Raw genomic sequence first — 17,938 nt, forward strand, 5'->3', positions numbered from 1 at the left:
CGGCACCACCCGTCTCACCAAATCACCGTCCGGCCGCCACATTCCCCCCACCGGCCCCGTCAGACGGCTTGACTGACCGACTTGCTGTCCCGCCCGGAGGACCCATGACCCCGCCCACCGCCTCTCATGATCCGTATGCGGAACCGTACGAGGACGAGGGCGACCAGCCGCTGGTGCGTCCCTATGCGATGACCGGTGGCCGGACCAGGCCGCGTTATCAACTGGCCATCGAGGCACTGATCAGTACGACGGCCGACCCGGCAGCGCTCATGGGGCTCCTTCCGGAGCACCAGCGCATCTGCCATCTGTGCCGTGAGGTGAAGTCGGTCGCCGAGGTCTCGGCGCTGCTCAACATGCCACTGGGTGTTGCCCGGATCCTGGTGGCCGACTTGGCGGAGGCGGGACTCGTCGCCGTGCACCAGCCGGGCGGCGACGAGACGACCGGCGCCCCGGATGTGACACTGCTCGAAAGGGTGCTCAGTGGACTTCGCAAGCTCTAGCGGCGGGGCGGTCTCCGACAGCCGTACCACCACGTCCGCGAAAATCGTGGTGGCGGGCGGCTTCGGCGTGGGCAAGACCACGTTCGTCGGCGCCGTCTCGGAGATCAACCCGCTGCGCACGGAGGCCGTCATGACGTCTGCTTCGGCAGGCATCGACGACCTCACCCACACCGGAGGCAAGACGACCACGACGGTCGCCATGGACTTCGGCCGTATCACCCTGGACCAGGACCTGATCCTGTACCTGTTCGGCACGCCCGGTCAGGACCGCTTCTGGTTCATGTGGGACGACCTGGTACGCGGCGCCATCGGCGCGGTGGTCCTGGTGGACACCCGTCGGCTGGCGGACTGCTTCCCGGCGGTGGACTACTTCGAGAACTCGGGTCTTCCCTTCGTGGTCGCCCTCAACGGGTTCGACGGGCAGCAGCCCTACCAGCCGGAAGAGGTGCGCGAGGCGCTGCAGATCGGACCCGACACCCCGATCATCACCACCGACGCCCGCCACCGCGCGGACGCGAAGAGTGCGCTGATCACATTGGTCGAGCACGCCCTCATGGCGCGTCTCAGGTAGAACCGAACAAGGAGCGACGTACGACGGTCGCCGTAGACGCACCGGAGCCGGCCGTGTCCTTCGACACGGTCGGCCTCGGTGTTCATAACGTTTCGGCAGAGGAATCGAGGGAGCCCGACACGCGATGCGGTCGCACAGTGCCGCTGCGCGCACGAACCGCTTGCCTTTTGCTGAAGCTCGTTCTTTATGACCGTTTTATCTGGGACTTGCATCACTCGGATTCCCCGCCTTCCAGTGTTTGGAAGAGCGCTGGTCGGCATGCTGGAATGCCTGAACTGCCCATTAGTCAAAGACGTATTCCGTAGTCGATGGCACATCGGGCGCTGAGACACTGCGGCACAACGTTGGTGCCGACCGCCGAGAGGTTGTTGGTCGAGTGAGGCGAAGCAAGAACAGTCCCGAGCCGTCGGCCCGGGGCAACTTCACGCCGCCGTCGCGCACAGCGGCGCCCGCCCCCGTACCCGGTCCCGAACCGACGGCCGCGCCCGCCAAGAGCGGAGGTCGCCTTTCCCCGCGCAACTGGTGCGTGACGACCAGACTGAACGCGATCCTGCTCATACCCGTGCTGGTCGGCCTGGTCATGGGCGGCTTCCAGGTGAAGGGCTCGATCGACACCTGGAACGAGGCCGAGGACGCGGAGAACACCGCGCGTCTGGTGCAGGCCTCCCTCACCTACGCCAACGCCCTCTACAACGAGCGGGACGTCACCGCGGTCCCCCTGCTGCAGGGCAAGGGCAAGGACGACCCGGACGTCGCCAAGGCCCGCGCCGCGACCGACAAGGCCGCCGACGCCTTCGACGAGGCCGCGCAGAGCATGCCGGACAAGCCCGGCCTGAAGCGCCGGATGGAGCTGTTCCGCCAGGCCGAGCCCCAGCTGACCGCGCTGCGCGCCGGGGCGTACACCTCCAAGCTCAAGGGTGTCGCGACCGAGGAGGGTTACGTCACCGTCGCCCACCCCTTGATGGAGTTCGCCAACGACCTCGGTCTCGGCACCGGCAACGTCACCAGCTACGGACGTACGGTCTACGCGATCTCGCTGACCAAGTCGGCGCTGTCGCTGCAGCGTTCCATCGGTATGCACCTGCTGGTGAAGCCCGGCCCGACCGACAGCCAGCTCGCCAGCCAGCGCGTGGCCCTCACCTCCTACGCCTACCTCGAGCGCATCGCCGTCGAGGAGTACAGGGGCGGTGGCACCGAGGCCGACGCGGAGAAGCTGGAGCAGACGGCGCAGCGGATCCAGGCCGAGGGCACGGCCATGGCCCGGGAGGCCAAGCAGCGGGACCCGGACTACGTGGCACCGCCCGCGAAGCCGGAGACGATGATCTCCGAGCTGGGCCGGCTCCCCTCCACCGACGCGGCCGCGCGCGGCGAACTCGCCGCCCAGGGCATCACCCCCGCCAACTGGTGGGCCGTGAGCACACTCAAGTTCGACGGTTACAGCGAGATCGAGTCCGACCTCACCGACGCCGCGGTGAGCGAGGCCGCGCAGATCGCCGACGACGCCCAGCGCGACGCCTTCATCACCGGTGCCGCCGTCGTCATCGCCCTGCTCGCCGCGTTCATCCTGGCCGGCATGGTGGCCCGCCAGATGAGCCGCTCCATGCGCCAGCTGCGCAACGCCGCCTTCGGCATCGCCGAGCAGCGCCTTCCGATGCTGGTCGACCAGCTCTCCCGGACCGACCCCGGCCGGGTCGACACCAAGGTCACACCGATCCCGATCTCCACCACCGACGAGATCGGCGAGGTCGCCCGCGCCTTCGACCAGGTCCACCGCGAGGCCGTCCGGCTCGCCGCCGAGCAGGCCCTGCTGCGGGGCAACATCAACGCGATCTTCACCAACCTGTCGCGCCGCAACCAGTCGCTGATCGAGGGCCAGCTGACCCTGATCACCGACCTGGAGAACAACGAGGCCGACCCGGACCAGCTGGAGAACCTCTTCCGTCTGGACCACCTCGCGACCCGTATGCGCCGCAACGGCGAGAACCTCCTCGTCCTCGCCGGCGAGGAGCCCGGCCGCCGCTGGGACCAGCCGGTGCCGCTGGTCGACGTGTTGCGCGCCGCCTCCTCCGAGGTGGAGCAGTACGAGCGCATCGAGCTGTCCGGCGTCCCCGAGGCCGAGATCCACGGCCGCGCGGTGACCGACCTCGTGCACCTGCTCGCCGAGCTCCTTGAGAACGCCACCACGTTCTCCTCCCCGCAGACCAAGGTCCGCGTCACCGCGACCCGTCTCCCCGACGGCCGCGTGATGGTCGAGATCCATGACAAGGGCATCGGCCTCACCGCCGAGGACTTCGCGGACATCAACCACAAGCTGGCCAACCCGCCGACCGTGGACGCCGCGATCTCGCAGCGCATGGGTCTGTTCGTGGTCGGCCGGCTGTCCGACCGGCACGGCATCCGGGTCCAGCTGCGCCCCTCGGGCGAGCAGGCCGGCACCACGTCGCTGGTCATGCTGCCGGACGCGATCACCCATGGTGGTGGCGGCGAGCAGCAGCTGGACCGCGACGAGTTCACGGTCTCGCAGATCATCCCGGAGCAGAACTTCCAGGGTGAGGACTTCGGCCGGCAGCCGCTGCGCACCGCCGCGGAGCTGGGTTTCGACGACACCCGCTACACGGAGGTCCCGGACGACATCCGCGATCTGGACCCGGTCGGCCGTTCCCGGATGCGCGAGGAGCGCCGGGCGGCCCTGGAGTCCCACGCGCAGCCCGAGCCGGGCGCCGCGAACGCCCAGGAGACTCCCGAGGCGCCCGCCTACCCGGACGAGTTCGCCGCTCCGCAGGGCTACGGCAACGGTCAGGGCTTCGACGGCGGCTACCAGGAGCAGCAGACCGCCGGGTACGACCAGCACGCGTACGGCAACGGGCAGCGGGCGGCGTACGAGGAGCCGCAGCAGCAGGCGTACGGCGAGGGGTTCTACGCGCCGGACGGCCAGGTGCCGCAGAACGACGCCTTCCCGGCCAACGGTGGCTACCCGGACCCCTCCTACGGGCAGCCGGTCCAGGACGGCGGCGCGGCGGCGGGTGCCGCCGACCCCTTCTCGTCCTTCGCCGAGCGGCGCCAGGCGGACGACTGGCCGCAGCAGGGCGGTTACCGGAACGGTCACCCGGACCAGTACCCTGCTCAGGCCCCGGAATCGGAAAATACGCAGGCCGCTGACGCGCGTGAGCAGGACAGCGTAGGCTTCGACCGTCCGGAACCAGCTGCCTCCGACGTCCACGCGATGACCGACGCCGGGCTTCCCCGCCGCGGACCCACCGCGGGCGGCGCGAACGGCTCGGGCGGGCCACGGCACGTGAACCAGGAGCCGTCGGCCTCCACTCCGGAGAGTGACGGCGACAGTGGCTGGCGTTCGACGAACGACGAGCGCTGGCAGCAGGCCTCGTCGCTCCGGAAGCCCAAGGCCGGCGGAGTGACCTCCTCCGGTCTGCCGCGACGGGTCCCCAAGGCCAACCTGGTCCAGGGAGCCGCCGAAACCACCCCTCAGGGAGGCCCCCAGGTCTCCCGCGCCCCGGAAGACGTCCGGGGCAGGCTGAGCAACCTGCGACGCGGTGTCCAACGGGGCCGCGGTGCGGGCAGTGAAACGAACGGTCAGGGCTTCGGTTCTGACAGCACCTACAACCAGGAGCGTTAGTGTGAGCCCGATGAGCCAGGCGGCACAGAACCTGAACTGGTTGATCACCAACTTCGTGGACAACACCCCGGGGGTGTCCCACACGGTGGTGGTCTCCGCCGACGGACTCCTTCTGGCGATGTCCGAAGGCTTTCCCCGCGACCGTGCCGACCAGCTCGCGGCCGTCGCCTCCGGTCTGACGTCTCTGACGGCGGGCGCCTCCCGGATCTTCGAGGGCGGCAGCGTGAACCAGACGGTTGTGGAGATGGAGCGGGGATTCCTGTTCATCATGTCCATTTCCGACGGTTCGTCGCTCGCGGTTCTCGCACATCCGGAGGCGGACATCGGCCTCATTGGGTACGAGATGGCCCTTCTGGTCGACCGTGCCGGTACGGTCCTGACACCGGACCTTCGAGCGGAGCTCCAAGGGAGCCTTCTCAACTAGAGGACGGACGGTGCGTTTTGGCGGCCCGGGGCCGTAAGGTTTCGGGACGCGGCTCCACAGAGATGGGCTCCAGGCACAGTCGGAGGAGGAGAAAGTGGCAACACCCCCAGGCGGTTCGTCGTCGGGCAACTGGTCGTACGGTCCCGCACAGGGCCAGAACGACGGTGCCCAGAGCGGGTACGGCTACCCCTCCGCCCCGAGCCACCGGCAGCCGTACGCGCCACAGGGCCCTGGTCCCTCGCCGTACGACCAGCCGCACGCCCCGCGCATCCAGCCCGTGCAGCCGCAGCGCCGAGCACCCGAACCGGCACCCGCCGGGGCGTCGCACAATCCCCTGGTGCGCCCGTACGCGATGACGGGCGGCCGCACCAGGCCGCGTTACCAGCTCGCCATCGAGGCACTGGTGCACACCACCGCGCAGCCGCACCAGATGCAGGGCCAGTTGCCCGAGCATCAGCGGATCTGCAACCTCTGCCGGGAGATCAAGTCGGTGGCCGAGATCTCGGCCCTGCTGACCATCCCTCTCGGCGTGGCCAGGATCCTCGTCGCCGACTTGGCGGAGGCGGGCCTGGTCGCCATCCATCAGCCCGGCGGCGACGAGAACGCCGGCGGCCAGCCAGACGTGACACTGCTCGAAAGGGTGCTCAGTGGACTTCGCAAGCTCTAGCGGCGGTCCTTCCCGCTCCACCACCTCGGCGAAGATCGTGGTGGCGGGTGGCTTCGGCGTGGGCAAGACCACGTTCGTCGGGGCCGTTTCGGAGATCAACCCGCTGCGCACGGAGGCCGTCATGACGTCTGCTTCGGCAGGCATCGACGACCTCACCCACACCGGGGACAAGACGACCACGACGGTCGCCATGGACTTCGGCCGTATCACCCTGGACCAGGACCTGATCCTGTACCTGTTCGGCACGCCCGGCCAGGACCGCTTCTGGTTCATGTGGGACGACCTGGTACGCGGCGCCATCGGCGCGATCGTGCTGGTGGACACCCGGCGTCTCGCCGACTGTTTCCCCGCGGTCGACTACTTCGAGAACTCGGGTCTCCCCTTCGTGATCGCCCTCAACGGCTTCGACGGCCAGCAGCCCTACCAGCCGGACGAGGTCCGGGAGGCGCTGCAGATCGGGCCCGACACCCCGATCATCACCACCGACGCGCGCCACCGTGCCGACGCGAAGTCGGCGCTGATCACTCTCGTGGAGCACGCGCTGATGGCGCGCCTGCGCTGACGGCTACGGCCGCCACAGGCGGCACCTCGTAGCGCCGAGTTGCGCAACGCCCCCTGCGGCCACCGGGCTGCCGGGGGCTGTTGCATGCCGGGTGCGGGCCGGTGCGGGCCGGTCGTGCCCACGCGACGGAGCCGCATGCCGTCACAGCCCTCGCGCCCCCGGGGGCGTTGCCCCGGCCGGGATACGAGAAGGGCCCCTCCTTCGGCGGAGGGGCCCTTCTCGGAGTCAGCGCCAGCTGTGGGGGGCTCGGAAGCCGCCTTCGCGTTCCAGACGGCGCCAGCCCGCGCGCGCACGGCCGTGGTGGGCCGGCGCGGCGGCGGACGGCTGCGCGGCCGCCCGCGCCAGCAGGATCGCCGTGATCGCGGCGACCTCCTCCGGCCCGGCGTGGCCCTTCTCGACGCGGATGTCAGGTGTGCTCATGGCTCTCAGTCTCCCTGGGAGAGATGTCCGCCGGGTTACTGCGGCGGGTTGCCGTGCTTACGGGACGGCAGATCGGCGTGCTTGGTCTGCAGCATCGCCAGCGAACGGATCAGCACCTCACGCGTCTGGGCGGGGTCGATCACGTCGTCGACCAGACCGCGCTCGGCCGCGTAGTACGGGTGCATCAGCTCGGACTTGTACTCCTTGACCATGCGTGCCCGCATGGCGTCGGGGTCCTCGGCCTCGGCGATCTGGCGGCGGAAGATGACGTTGGCCGCGCCCTCCGCGCCCATCACGGCGATCTCGTTCGTCGGCCAGGCGTAGGTGAGGTCGGCGCCGATGGACTGGCTGTCCATGACGATGTAGGCACCGCCGTACGCCTTGCGCAGGATCAGCGAGATCCGCGGCACGGTGGCGTTGCAGTAGGCGTAGAGCAGCTTCGCGCCGTGCCGGATGATGCCGCCGTGCTCCTGGTCGACGCCCGGGAGGAAGCCGGGGACGTCCAGGAAGGTGAGGATCGGGATGTTGAAGGCGTCGCACATCTGGACAAAGCGGGCGGCCTTCTCGGACGCCTCGATGTCCAGCACGCCCGCCAGCGACTGCGGCTGGTTGGCGACGATGCCGACGACCTGGCCGTCCATCCGGGCCAGGGCGCAGATGATGTTGCGCGCCCAGCGCTCGTGGACCTCCAGGTACTCGCCGTCGTCGACGATCTCCTCGATGACCTTGGCCATGTCGTACGGCCGGTTGCCGTCGGCGGGGACCAGGTCGAGGAGGACGTCGCCGCGGCGGTCCGCGTCGTCGGAGCACTCCACGCGCGGCGGGTTCTCCCGGTTGTTCTGCGGGAGCAGGGAGAGGAGGTAGCGCACCTCGTGGATGCACGTCTCCTCGTCGTCGTAGGCGAAGTGGCAGACACCGGAGGTCTCGGCGTGCACGTCCGCGCCGCCCAGGCCGTTCTGGGTGATCTCCTCGCCGGTGACCGCCTTGACGACGTCCGGCCCCGTGATGAACATCTGCGAGGTGTCGCGGACCATGAACACGAAGTCGGTGAGGGCGGGGCTGTAGGCCGCGCCGCCCGCGCAGGGGCCGAGCATCACGCTGATCTGCGGGATGACGCCGGACGCCCTGGTGTTGCGCTGGAAGATGCCGCCGTAGCCGGCCAGGGCCGAGACGCCCTCCTGGATGCGGGCGCCGGCACCGTCGTTCAGCGACACCAGCGGCGCGCCGGCCGCGATGGCCATGTCCATGATCTTGTGGATCTTGGTGGCGTGGGCCTCGCCCAGCGCGCCGCCGAAGATCCGGAAGTCATGGGCGTAGACGAAGACCGTGCGGCCCTCGACGGTGCCCCAGCCGGTGATCACACCGTCCGTGTACGGCTTCTTCTCCTCCAGACCGAAGCCGGTGGCCCGGTGCCGGCGCAGCTGCTCGACCTCGCGGAAGGACCCCGGGTCCAGCAGCAGTTCGATGCGCTCCCGCGCGGTCAGCTTGCCCTTGGCGTGCTGTGCCCGGGTCGCCTTCTCGCTCGGGCCCGCCAGCGCCTGGGCACGGATCTCGTGCAGTTCGGCCACGCGTCCGCGCGCGTCGGTCGGCTCACCCGGCACCTCATCCAAAACGGTCATGTAGTGACCTTACGAAGCCACCTGGGAATAGGAGCCGTCGACTCCTCACAGTCTCCGGGGTGTTTTCCTGGTACCCCTGAACAGAACCCCGGCGGCATGCAGCCGTTCCGACTGCTCAGAGCGCTTCCGGCTTGTAGGGGTCGCACAAAGACGTCACTTGAGAGCCGCCTCACATTCATGGGTGGCTCATGCACCCGTTCGGGTCGGTCCGCCCACCCGGAGCGTAGCGGTGGCGGTGGTCCGCTCGCGCCGGGGTCTCAGCCGAAGCGGTTCAGGAGCCTGCGGTAGAGGCCGGGAGTGAGGGCGCGCACCCGGGAGGGGAGGGCGAGCCAGGCGGGGATGTAGGTGTCGTCACGGCCCTGGGAGACGGCGTTCCAGACGGCGGCCGCGACCCGGCCGGGCGAGGTGGGGCGCGGGTGGGAGCGGTGGTACGGCGTGCCGCGGCGGGCGAAGAAGCCCGTCTCGACGGGGCCCGGCACGACGAGCGTCACCCCCACGCCCGTACCGAGCAGTTCCTGCCGGAGCGCCTCGGCGAACGCGGCGAGCCCGGCCTTGGCGGCGGAGTACACCGCCTCCTCCCGTACGCCCACCGAGCCGGCCACCGAGCCGACGAGCACCACCCGGCCGCCACCGGCCGCCACCATCGCGGGCAGCACCTCCCGTACGAGGTGCAGCGTCGCGTTGAGGTCCAGGAACAGCACCCGGTCGATGTCGGTGTGCGGCATCGTCAGGAACGGCCCCGCCCAGCCGATGCCCGCCCCGGCGACCAGCACGTCGATGCGTCCGGTCTCCCGCAGCGCGGCCTGGGCCAGCATCTTGGCCCCGTCCGGCGCGGCGAGGTCGGCGGGCAGCAGGACCGCCGAGGTGCCGGACGCCGTCTCCTCAAGGCGCCGCCGGTCCCGGCCGCTGAGCAGCAGGTGCCAGCCCCCGGCGGCGAAGCGCCGCGCGATGGCCGCGCCGATGCCCGAGGAGGCACCGGTGACGAGGACGACGCGCCGGTCCGTGCGCGTCGGCGGGCCGTGGTCGCGCGCCGCCGACGGGGCGGGGGCGGCGGCACGGGCGGCGCCGTGTGCGGGGCCCGCCGGGGGGTCGTAGGTGGAACCGGAGCCGGTGGTGGTCACGAGTCGGTCTCCCATGCGCTGTCGCTGCGGGTCCTCGTCATCCAGGACACCCCCGTTCCGGTGCACCTCGCCAGCGCTGGAGCCCGTCCCGCCCGGCCCGCTCCGGTCCCCGTCGGCGGGCGGTGTCCGGGCTCCCGGGGGCAGTGCGCCGCACCGCAGGACCACTCCTGTGGGCCGCGGGATGCGGCCAGGCGGGCGTATGGCGGGTACGCGGCCGCGTCTGCCGGGATACGAAGAGGGCACCCTTCCGTACCCGGTCCGTCCGGCCCCCGTGGCGAGGTCACCATGCGTCTGCTGCTCGTCCACCCCAGCGCCCTGATGTACTCCGAGATCTTCCTCCGGCTCGAACCGCTGGGCCTGGAACGGGTGGCGGGCGCCGCCCGCGAGGCCGGTCACGAGGTCCGGGTCGTCGACCTCCAGGTGCGGGGCGTGAACCGGCTGCGCGACGAGGTGCGGTCCTTCCGTCCGGAGGCGCTCGGCATTTCGCTGAACTACCTGGCGAACATCCCCGAGGCGATCGCGCTGGCGACGCGGGTGAAACGGGAGGTGCCGGGCTGCTTCGTGTTCCTCGGCGGGCACAGTGTCTCGTTCGTCGCCGAGGAGGTCGTCGAGCAGGCGGAGGGCGCGGTCGACGCGGTGGTCCGCGGAGAGGGGGAGCCGGCGGTCGCGCCGCTGCTGGAGGCGGTGCGCGACGGCGGGGTGGAGGGCGTGCCGGGCGTCGTCACGGCGGCCGGGCGCGGGCCGGCGCCGCTGATGCTGCACGGCATCGACGGACCGCTCCCGGCCCGCGATCTGATGCGCGACCGGCGCCGCTACTTCATCGGCGAGCTCGACCCGTGCGCGTCCGTCGAGTTCACCCGCGGCTGTCCCTGGGACTGCTCGTTCTGCTCGGCGTGGACGTTCTACGGCCGCAGCTACCGCAAGGCCTCGCCCGAGGCGGCGGCGGAGGACCTGGCGAGGATCCGCGAGCCGAACGTGTTCATCGTGGACGACGTGGCCTTCATCCGGCCCGAGCACGGGAACGCCATCGCCGCCGAGGTGGAGCGGCGCGGCATCCGGAAGAAGTACTACCTGGAGACGCGCGCCGACGTCCTGCTGCGCCATCCCGAGGTGTTCGAGCGGTGGGCGCGGCTGGGGCTGCGCTACATGTTCCTCGGCATGGAGGCGATCGACGCCGAGGGGCTCGACCTGTACCGCAAGCGGGTCGGCCCGGACGAGAACCTGAAGGCGCTGGAGACGGCACGGCGGCTCGGCATCAAGGTCGCCGTCAACCTGATCGTGGATCCGGCCTGGGACGAGGAACGCTTCCGCGTGGTGCGGGAGTTCGCGCTGGCCGTGCCGGAGATCGTGCACTTCACGGTGATGACGCCGTATCCGGGTACGGAGATCTGGCACACCGAGTCGCGCCGGCTCACCACCCGCGACTACCGCCTCTTCGACATCCAGCACGCGGTGGTGCCGACCGCGCTGCCGCTGGAGCGCTTCTACGAGGAGCTGGTGCGGACCCAGGCGGTCATCAACCGCAAACACCTGGGGGTGCGCACGGCGTTCGGCGCGGCGCGCGTGCTCGGGCGCAACCTGCTGCACGGGCAGACCAACTTCGCCCGCATGCTGTGGAAGTTCAACCAGGTGTACAACCCGCGCCGGCAACTCGCCGACCACGCACGGCCGGTGCGTTACGAACTGCCGCTCCCCCAGCGTCTCGACGTCGGCGACCGGCGCATGCTGTACGTCCACACCCGGGAGGCGACGCGGGGCGCGCCGACCGACCGGACACCGGACTGACCGGCCGCCGGGGGCCCCTCCGCCATGGCGATCGCCGTCCTCGCCTCGCTCGCCGCCGGTGTGTGTTTCGCCGTCGCGGGAGTCATGCAGCAGTGGGCGGCGGCCACGCGGCCGGACGCGGAGGCGCTCACCGCGCGGCTGCTGGGGCGCCTGGCGCGGGATCCGCTGTGGCTGTGCGGGATCGGGCTGGCGGTGGTGGCGTACGGTTTCCAGTCGCTGGCGCTGGCGTTCGGGCCGCTGAGTCTGGTGCAGCCGCTGATCGTCGCCGAGCTGGTCTTCGCGGTCCCGCTGTCGGCACGGCTGCACCGGCTGCGGCTGGGCCCGCGGGAGTGGTCCGGCACGCTCGCGGTGGCGGTGGGGCTGGCGCTGGCGCTGCTCTCCGCCCGACCGCACGGCGGCGACCCCGGGGCGGCCGGCCTGCTGCCCTGGCTCCTGGCCGTCGGCGCGGTCGCGGCCGTGGTGTGCGGTGCGCTCGCGACCGCGCGGGTGCTGTCCGGCCCGTGGCGGGCCTCGGCGACCGCGCTCGCCGCGGGGGCGGTGATGGGCACCCAGTCCGTCCTGCTGGCCGCGACGGTGGACCGGCTCCGGCACGGGCCGCTCACGGCCCTGGCCGCCTGGCAGACCTACGCGCTCGTCGCCGCCAGTGTGGGCGGCCTGCTGCTCATCCAGAGCGCCTTCCAGCAGGGCCCGCTGGCCGCGAGCATGACGGTCCTGGACGCGACCGAGCCGGTGGTCGCGGTGGCCATGGGCACGCTGCTCCTCGACGAGACGCTCCGCACGGGCTGGCCGGCCTCGGCGGCGACGCTGGCAGGTCTGGGTCTGGTGGCGGCAGGCATCGCGGCCTTGGACACATCACCGGTCATCGCGGCGTCACACGGCCGGCACACGGACCGGCGGTAGGACTTGGGGGCGCGGGGCTGTGTCGACATGCGGCTCCGCCGCGTGGGCGCAAAGGGGCCTGGGCAGAAAAGGGGCGCGGGGAACTGCGCAAAGGGGGTCTGGGGGCGAAGCCCCCAGGGACGGGACGGGAAGGGGCGGCGGGGGCGAAGAAACCCGGCGGCGGACGCGCGGTCGGCCACGGCGTGTGCCCGGGTGTCCCCGGGCGGGATGGTTCAAGCGGTACGGGAGCCGGCACGGCGGGGCGTGCGGGCGGCCGGACGGGTCCAGACCGGGAGGAGGTCCTCCTCGAGCACGCGGTCCCAGGTGGGATGGGTGATCCTGGACGTCTCCGCGGCCCGTCGCCGTACCGCCCCCCGTGCGGCAGGGTCCTCGGCCAGCGGGCGCAGGGCGTCCGCCCAGACCGACGGGTCGTCGGCCGGGACGACGATGCCGTCGAGGCCCGGTGCGGTCAGCCAGCGGGTGGTGTGCGCGCCCTCGGGCAGGACGACCGCCAGGCCGCACGCCATCGCCTCGGCGACGACGTTGCCGCTGGTCTCCGTACGGGACGGGAAGGCGAAGATGTCGCAGCCGGCGTACACCCGTGCCAGCCGGTCCTGCGGGAGCGGCCCGAGCAGGGTGACGTCCCGGCCGAGCACGCGGCGCACGGTGGCCTCCTCGGCGCCGGAGCCCGCCATGACCAGGTGCGCGGCGCCGCCCCGGGCGCGCAGCAGCCGGACGCTCTCGGTCAGCAGCGGTACGCCCTTGCTGGCGTCCAGCCGGCCGGCGAACAGCACCAGCGGGCGGTCGGCCGGGACGCCGTACGCGCGCGTCAGCCAGGCCCGCGCGGTGGGGTCGGGCCGGAAGAGTCCGTGGTCGACGCCCCGGCGCAGCAGGGCGACCCGGTACGGGCCGAGGACCCGGGCGAGTTCCGCGCGGCCTTCCGGGGTCGGGACGAGTACGCGTTCGCAGGGGTCCAGCAGCCGGTCCCGGCGCCGGCGCAGCGCGCTCTCGGCCCGGTCCGCGAGCAGGTCCTCCGCCCTCGGATGACTCCCGGGCAGCCACCGCTCGGCCAGGTAACGGGCGTAGACGGAGGCCAGCAGCGGTACGTCGGTGTGCACGGAGCCGATGAGCCGGGGCCGTGGGGCGGACCGCCGGGCCGCACGGCGGTGGAGCCGTACGGCGGTGGCGGCGAAGGCGAAGCTGTGGGTCAGGTGCCAGACGTCGTGGCGGGGCAGCAGGGCGGCGAGCCGCGGGTGGTACGGGGCGAGGTCGCAGACGTCCTCCGCGCGGTCGGCCGAGCGCGTCGCCGCCGAGCTGAGCACCGGCCGGAGCATCACGAACCGAACGTGCGGGGAGAGCGGCTCGACCCGCTCGCGTTCGCCGAGGAAGTAGACGGTCAGGTCGAGGAGTGCGCCGCCGGAGCCGTCGGGCAGGCGCTCCGTGAGGCGGGCGGCGCTCCGCGCGAAGTGCTCCCAGCACTTCACCTGGCCGCCCGACGTATCGCGCCGCACCAGCTCCACCAGGACCGCGACCGAGGACACGGCCGGCGAGTACCACGCGTCGCGGCGGCCCAATCACGCCACCTTCGCCAAGCATGTTGAAAGTTAAAGGGAATAGGTCTACGGTGGACCTCGTTGGATTAGTTGAACATTAAACGTCATCCCCCGGGAGGAACATCATGGGCATCTTCAGCCGCAAGGACAACGAGACCGCCACCGCTACCGCCGACTCCGCGGTGAACCCGGACCTGGCCGCGCTGACCGGTGAGTACACGATCGACCCCGCGCACAGCACGTTCGGCTTCGTCGCCCGGCACGCCATGGTCACCAACGTCAAGGGCAGCTTCCAGGACTTCACCGGCACGCTGCACCTCGACGGCACCGACCCGTCGAACTCCACGGCCACCATCGACGTGGTGATGGACAGCATCGAGACCGGCAACGCCGACCGTGACGGCCACCTGAAGAGCGCCGACTTCTTCAAGACGGACGAGTTCCCGGCGATGACCTTCCGCACCACCAAGGCGGAGGCCCTCGGCGGCGACGACTACCGCATCACCGGTGACCTGACCATCCTGGGCACCACCCGGCCGCTCACCATCGACCTGGAGTTCAACGGCGCCGCGAAGGACCCCTTCGGCAACGAGCGCGTGGGCTTCGAGGGCAAGGCGGAGATCCTGCGCTCCGAGTGGGGCCTGACCTGGAACGCGGCGCTGGAGACGGGCGGCGTCCTGGTCTCCGACAAGATCAAGCTGAACTTCGACATCTCGGCGATCCGCAACGCCTGATCCCGCCGACGCGGCGCCCCGCCCGGCACCGCCTCCCGAGCACGCCCGCCTCCCGACTCCCCGCAGGGGAAGGCGGGCGCTCGGCATGCCTGCGGGAGACTCCCCGACGGCTCAGAAACCGCCGCCGAAGTCCCCGCCGCCGCCTCCGCCGCCTCCGCCGCCGAAGTCGCCTCCGCCGAAGCCGCCGCCCCCGCCGAAGTCGCCGCCGAAGTCCCCGCCGTCGAAGTCCGCGCCCGAGACGTCGCCGCCCTCGTAGCCGCCGAAGTCCCCGTAACCGGCGCCGTAGTCGGCCCCGTAGGCGGGGCCGGCCATCATGCCGCCGAGCATGGTGCCGACGAGCAGTCCGGGCAGCAGGCCGCCGCCGAAGTAGCCGCCGGCCCAGGGCCCGTACGCGGGACCTGCGTCCCAGTAGGGGCGACGCCCGTACTCGGTGTCGACCTCGCGGACGGCGGGATCGCGGCCGTCGGCCAGCCGGGCCCGGTCGGCCGCGCACACCGGGACCTCGCGCTCGGCGCCGCCCGACGGCGTCCAGACGGCGTCGGCGACCGAGGGACCGTGGCGCGGGTCGAAGAAGCAGGGCGGGCGGCGCTCCGGCAGCGGGCGTCCCTCCCGGCGCGCGGCGAGGGAGGCGAGGGCGAAGCGGCCGTCCTCCACGGCCTGGGTGACGGCCCGGACGTCCTCCGGTTTGCGGGCCGCGGCCATGAACGACTTGGACTTCTCGTAGGCGTCCAGCGCGTGCTCGTAGTCCGCGCGCATCGCGTCGTCCGCGCCGGGCTCGGCCGGGTGGAAGTCGAGGCGGTCGAGTTCCTCGCCGAACGCGGTGATGTCCTCGTCCACCACCACCCGCAGCTTCTCCAGCGCGGCCCGCCGCTCCTCCTCGTGGCGCCGCCGGTTGCGGCGGGACACGGCGTAGATGCCCGCGCCGCCGGCCGCCACCAGCGCTCCGACGGTGATCAGCCCGCCGACGGGGACGTCACCGCCGGACCCGTCGCTCCAGGAGTTCGGCGCCGAGCCGCCGGTGTTGCGCAGCGCGCTGTCGACGAAGTCGTTCAGCTGGGCCTTGGCGTCACCGGTGTCCTGCACGGACGCGACCAGGTTCCGCACGCCCTGGCCGCTGAGCACGCTGCTGTCGGCGCGCGCGTCGAACTCGTCGCCGAGGCGGATGCCGTACAGACCGGTGACGCCGGTCTCGGTACGCAGGTCCCGGAAGAGGTCCTGCGTCGGATAGTCCGCCGGGAGGACCGCCACGAAGACCGGCGCGTCCGCGTCCTCGATCTTGTCGGCCAGGGCCTCGGCGTCGGATTCGGCCAGGATGTCCCGGGCCTCGGGGTCGACGTAGACGGGACTCTCGCGCAGTTCGCGGGCGATCTCCGAGAGGTCCGTGGCCGCCTGCGCCCCGGGCGCACCGGCCATCAGGACCGCCAGTACGGCGGCCACCGGCACGATCAGCAGGCGTACGAGGGTACGCATCAACGCGTCCTTCATACCTTCGAAGCTACCCGAATCCACCTGGAAACGGACATACGGACCGGCAGGGGTTCTCGGGGCCGCCCCTGCCGGTCCCGGATCTCCTACGACGCCGGTTCCACGCCGGCCCGCAGCAGCCCGTACGCGTACGCGTCCTCCAGCGCCTGCCAGGACGCGGCGATGACGTTCTCGGCGACGCCCACCGTCGACCACTCCCCCGCCCCGTCGGACGTGGAGATCAAGACGCGGGTGGTGGACTGGGTTCCGTGCTTGCCCTCGAGGATGCGGACCTTGTAGTCGACCAGCTCCAGCTTGGCGAGCTGCGGGTAGATCTTCTCCAGGGCGACCCGCAGGGCGCGGTCCAGGGCGTTGACCGGGCCGTTGCCCTCCGCGGTGGCGACGATGCGCTCGCTCTTGGCCCACAGCTTGACCGTGGCCTCGTTGGCGTGGGTGCCGTCGGGGCGGTCCTCGACGATCGCGCGCCAGGACTCGACGTCGAAGTACTTCAGCGGCCTGCCCTCGGCCTCCGCGCGGAGCAGCAGCTCGAAGGAGGCATCGGCCGCCTCGTACGTGTAGCCCTTGAGTTCGCGCTCCTTGACCCGCTCGACGACCCGGCCGACCAGTTCGCGGTCGCCGCCGAGGTCGATGCCGAGCTCCTTGCCCTTGAGCTCGATGGAGGCGCGCCCGGCCATGTCGGAGACCAGCATCCGCATGGTGTTGCCGACCTGCTCGGGGTCGATGTGCTGGTACAGGTCCGGGTCGACCTTGATCGCGGAGGCGTGCAGTCCGGCCTTGTGCGCGAAGGCGGAGACACCGACGTACGGCTGGTGCGTGGACGGGGTGAGGTTGACGACCTCGGCGACGGCGTGCGAGATGCGGGTCATCTCCCGCAGCCGGCCCTCGGGCAGGACCCGCTTGCCGTACTTCAGTTCCAGGGCGGCCACCACCGGGAACAGGTTGGCGTTGCCGACCCGCTCGCCGTAGCCGTTGGCCGTGCACTGGACGTGGGTGGCGCCCGCGTCGACGGCGGCGAGGGTGTTGGCGACCGCGCAGCCGGTGTCGTCCTGGGCGTGGATGCCGAGCCGGGCGCCGGTGTCGGCGAGCACGGTGGCGACCACGGCCTGGATCTGCGCCGGGAGCATGCCGCCGTTGGTGTCGCACAGGACGACGACGTCGGCGCCGGCCTCGGAGGCGGCGCGGACCACCGCCTTCGCGTACTCGGGGTTGGCGCGGTAGCCGTCGAAGAAGTGCTCGCAGTCGACGAAGACCCGGCGGCCCTCCCCCTTGAGGAAGGAGACCGTGTCGCGGACCATCTCCAGGTTCTCGTCGAGGGTGGTGCGCAGGGCGAGCTCGACATGACGGTCGTGGGACTTCGCGACCAGCGTGATCACCTGTGCGCCGGAGTCGAGGAGTGCCCTGACCTGGGGGTCCTTCGCGGCGGTGGCGCCGGCGCGGCGGGTGGCGCCGAAGGCGACCAGCGCCGCGTGCCGGAACTCGATCTCCTGCTGGGCGCGGGCGAAGAACTCGGTGTCCCGCGGGTTCGCGCCGGGCCAGCCGCCCTCGATGAAGCCCACGCCGAACTCGTCCAGGTGCCGTGCGATGGCGAGCTTGTCGGCGACCGTGAGGTTGATGCCCTCGCGCTGGGCGCCGTCGCGCAGGGTGGTGTCGAAGACGTGGAACGAGTCGTCGGGCTCGCTGGTTGCGGTCATGGTCTGAAGGCTCCTGAGTTGATCTCGGTCTACCGGAATGACCGGTTCCACCGTTCCCGCATGGTCCCTCGCGCCCCGTTGCCCGGCTGTGGGTGGGCCAGGAAACAGAAAAACCTCTCGCGGGTGCGAGAGGTCTGCGCGCGGGTCGAGGACGACGGTGTCCGCCCGTACGGTGTCGTACGTGCGGTCACTGCGGACCGGCGCGCCTGCTGCCAATAATCGTGGCGAACGAGAGCACGGGGGCAGTCTGGCACAATCCGCCCCCGCGCTCACGATCCGTCTCAGGATGCGGG

The 17,938-nt window shown here is 71.5% G+C and carries 15 protein-coding genes; 9 read left to right on the top strand and 6 right to left on the bottom strand.

The genetic code is table 11. The features are described from left to right. Positions 1-104 precede the first annotated feature (104 nt). From ACFXAE_RS02985 to ACFXAE_RS03010, 6 genes are all read left to right on the top strand, one after another. On the top strand, positions 105-500 hold the full coding sequence (locus ACFXAE_RS02985; protein ID WP_004924977.1) for a DUF742 domain-containing protein: 396 nt from the start codon (positions 105-107) through the stop codon (positions 498-500). Then, entirely contained in the window at positions 481-1,071 is a 591-nt protein-coding gene (locus ACFXAE_RS02990; protein WP_384707037.1) for an ATP/GTP-binding protein, read from the top strand. Before ACFXAE_RS02985 ends, ACFXAE_RS02990 begins: the two co-directional genes overlap by 20 nt. Positions 1,072-1,447: 376 nt before the next feature. Further along, positions 1,448-4,705, top strand: coding sequence for a nitrate- and nitrite sensing domain-containing protein (locus ACFXAE_RS02995; RefSeq protein WP_384707040.1), 3,258 nt, complete (start codon positions 1,448-1,450; stop codon positions 4,703-4,705). A gap of 10 nt (positions 4,706-4,715) precedes the next feature. Then, the gene (locus tag ACFXAE_RS03000) at positions 4,716-5,129 is read left to right on the top strand and encodes a roadblock/LC7 domain-containing protein (RefSeq protein WP_004983065.1); all 414 of its coding nucleotides are present in this window, start codon (positions 4,716-4,718) and stop codon (positions 5,127-5,129) included. 94 nt (positions 5,130-5,223) lie between these two features. Next, entirely contained in the window at positions 5,224-5,796 is a 573-nt protein-coding gene (locus ACFXAE_RS03005; protein ID WP_384707044.1) for a DUF742 domain-containing protein, read from the top strand. Next, a complete protein-coding gene (locus ACFXAE_RS03010; RefSeq protein ID WP_030216560.1) occupies positions 5,777-6,358 on the top strand; it encodes an ATP/GTP-binding protein in 582 nt (193 codons plus the stop codon). Before ACFXAE_RS03005 ends, ACFXAE_RS03010 begins: the two co-directional genes overlap by 20 nt. Before the next feature lie 225 nt (positions 6,359-6,583). Here ACFXAE_RS03010 and ACFXAE_RS03015 read toward each other — a convergent pair whose 3' ends face one another. The 3 genes from ACFXAE_RS03015 to ACFXAE_RS03025 form a co-directional block, all read right to left on the bottom strand. Beyond that, on the bottom strand, positions 6,584-6,778 hold the full coding sequence (locus ACFXAE_RS03015) for an acyl-CoA carboxylase subunit epsilon (RefSeq protein ID WP_384707047.1): 195 nt from the start codon (positions 6,776-6,778) through the stop codon (positions 6,584-6,586). Between the two features lie 35 nt (positions 6,779-6,813). Beyond that, positions 6,814-8,397 carry an acyl-CoA carboxylase subunit beta gene (locus ACFXAE_RS03020; protein ID WP_384707050.1) on the bottom strand — a complete coding sequence of 528 codons (1,584 nt, stop codon included), beginning with the start codon at positions 8,395-8,397 and terminating at the stop codon, positions 6,814-6,816. 257 nt (positions 8,398-8,654) lie between these two features. Then, positions 8,655-9,518 carry an SDR family NAD(P)-dependent oxidoreductase gene (locus ACFXAE_RS03025; RefSeq protein ID WP_384707384.1) on the bottom strand — a complete coding sequence of 288 codons (864 nt, stop codon included), beginning with the start codon at positions 9,516-9,518 and terminating at the stop codon, positions 8,655-8,657. Positions 9,519-9,803: 285 nt separating this feature from the next. Between ACFXAE_RS03025 and hpnR the strand changes: the two genes are divergently transcribed. Both hpnR and ACFXAE_RS03035 read left to right on the top strand, forming a co-directional pair. Then, a complete protein-coding gene (gene hpnR / locus ACFXAE_RS03030; RefSeq protein ID WP_384707053.1) occupies positions 9,804-11,303 on the top strand; it encodes a hopanoid C-3 methylase HpnR in 1,500 nt (499 codons plus the stop codon). A gap of 24 nt (positions 11,304-11,327) precedes the next feature. Next, positions 11,328-12,203 carry a DMT family transporter gene (locus tag ACFXAE_RS03035; RefSeq protein WP_384707056.1) on the top strand — a complete coding sequence of 292 codons (876 nt, stop codon included), beginning with the start codon at positions 11,328-11,330 and terminating at the stop codon, positions 12,201-12,203. A gap of 212 nt (positions 12,204-12,415) precedes the next feature. Here the strand turns inward: ACFXAE_RS03035 and ACFXAE_RS03040 are convergent, their stop codons facing one another. Further along, on the bottom strand, positions 12,416-13,756 hold the full coding sequence (locus ACFXAE_RS03040; RefSeq protein WP_384707059.1) for a glycosyltransferase: 1,341 nt from the start codon (positions 13,754-13,756) through the stop codon (positions 12,416-12,418). A gap of 104 nt (positions 13,757-13,860) precedes the next feature. Here ACFXAE_RS03040 and ACFXAE_RS03045 point away from each other — a divergent pair, with 104 nt between their 5' ends. Beyond that, positions 13,861-14,469 carry a YceI family protein gene (locus tag ACFXAE_RS03045; RefSeq protein ID WP_384707062.1) on the top strand — a complete coding sequence of 203 codons (609 nt, stop codon included), beginning with the start codon at positions 13,861-13,863 and terminating at the stop codon, positions 14,467-14,469. Positions 14,470-14,580: 111 nt separating this feature from the next. Here ACFXAE_RS03045 and ACFXAE_RS03050 read toward each other — a convergent pair whose 3' ends face one another. After that, positions 14,581-15,954, bottom strand: coding sequence for a hypothetical protein (locus tag ACFXAE_RS03050; protein ID WP_384707065.1), 1,374 nt, complete (start codon positions 15,952-15,954; stop codon positions 14,581-14,583). A gap of 86 nt (positions 15,955-16,040) precedes the next feature. Beyond that, entirely contained in the window at positions 16,041-17,645 is a 1,605-nt protein-coding gene (gene cimA / locus ACFXAE_RS03055; protein ID WP_384707068.1) for a citramalate synthase, read from the bottom strand. Between the last annotated feature and the right edge of the window lie 293 nt (positions 17,646-17,938).

Source organism: Streptomyces sp. NPDC059454 (genome assembly GCF_042749965.1).
Lineage (GTDB): Bacteria > Actinomycetota > Actinomycetes > Streptomycetales > Streptomycetaceae > Streptomyces.

Excerpts from the sequence above, each read along its gene's own strand:
- ACFXAE_RS02985 (WP_004924977.1), top strand. The coding sequence starts at position 105 with ATGACCCCGCCCACCGCCTCTCATGATCCGTATGCGGAACCGTACGAG.
- ACFXAE_RS03000 (WP_004983065.1), top strand. The coding sequence starts at position 4,716 with ATGAGCCAGGCGGCACAGAACCTGAACTGGTTGATCACCAACTTCGTG.
- ACFXAE_RS03015 (WP_384707047.1), bottom strand. The coding sequence starts at position 6,778 with ATGAGCACACCTGACATCCGCGTCGAGAAGGGCCACGCCGGGCCGGAG.
- ACFXAE_RS03020 (WP_384707050.1), bottom strand. The coding sequence starts at position 8,397 with ATGACCGTTTTGGATGAGGTGCCGGGTGAGCCGACCGACGCGCGCGGA.
- hpnR (WP_384707053.1), top strand. The coding sequence starts at position 9,804 with ATGCGTCTGCTGCTCGTCCACCCCAGCGCCCTGATGTACTCCGAGATC.
- ACFXAE_RS03035 (WP_384707056.1), top strand. The coding sequence starts at position 11,328 with ATGGCGATCGCCGTCCTCGCCTCGCTCGCCGCCGGTGTGTGTTTCGCC.
- ACFXAE_RS03045 (WP_384707062.1), top strand. The coding sequence starts at position 13,861 with ATGGGCATCTTCAGCCGCAAGGACAACGAGACCGCCACCGCTACCGCC.
- ACFXAE_RS03050 (WP_384707065.1), bottom strand. The coding sequence starts at position 15,954 with ATGAAGGACGCGTTGATGCGTACCCTCGTACGCCTGCTGATCGTGCCG.
- cimA (WP_384707068.1), bottom strand. The coding sequence starts at position 17,645 with ATGACCGCAACCAGCGAGCCCGACGACTCGTTCCACGTCTTCGACACC.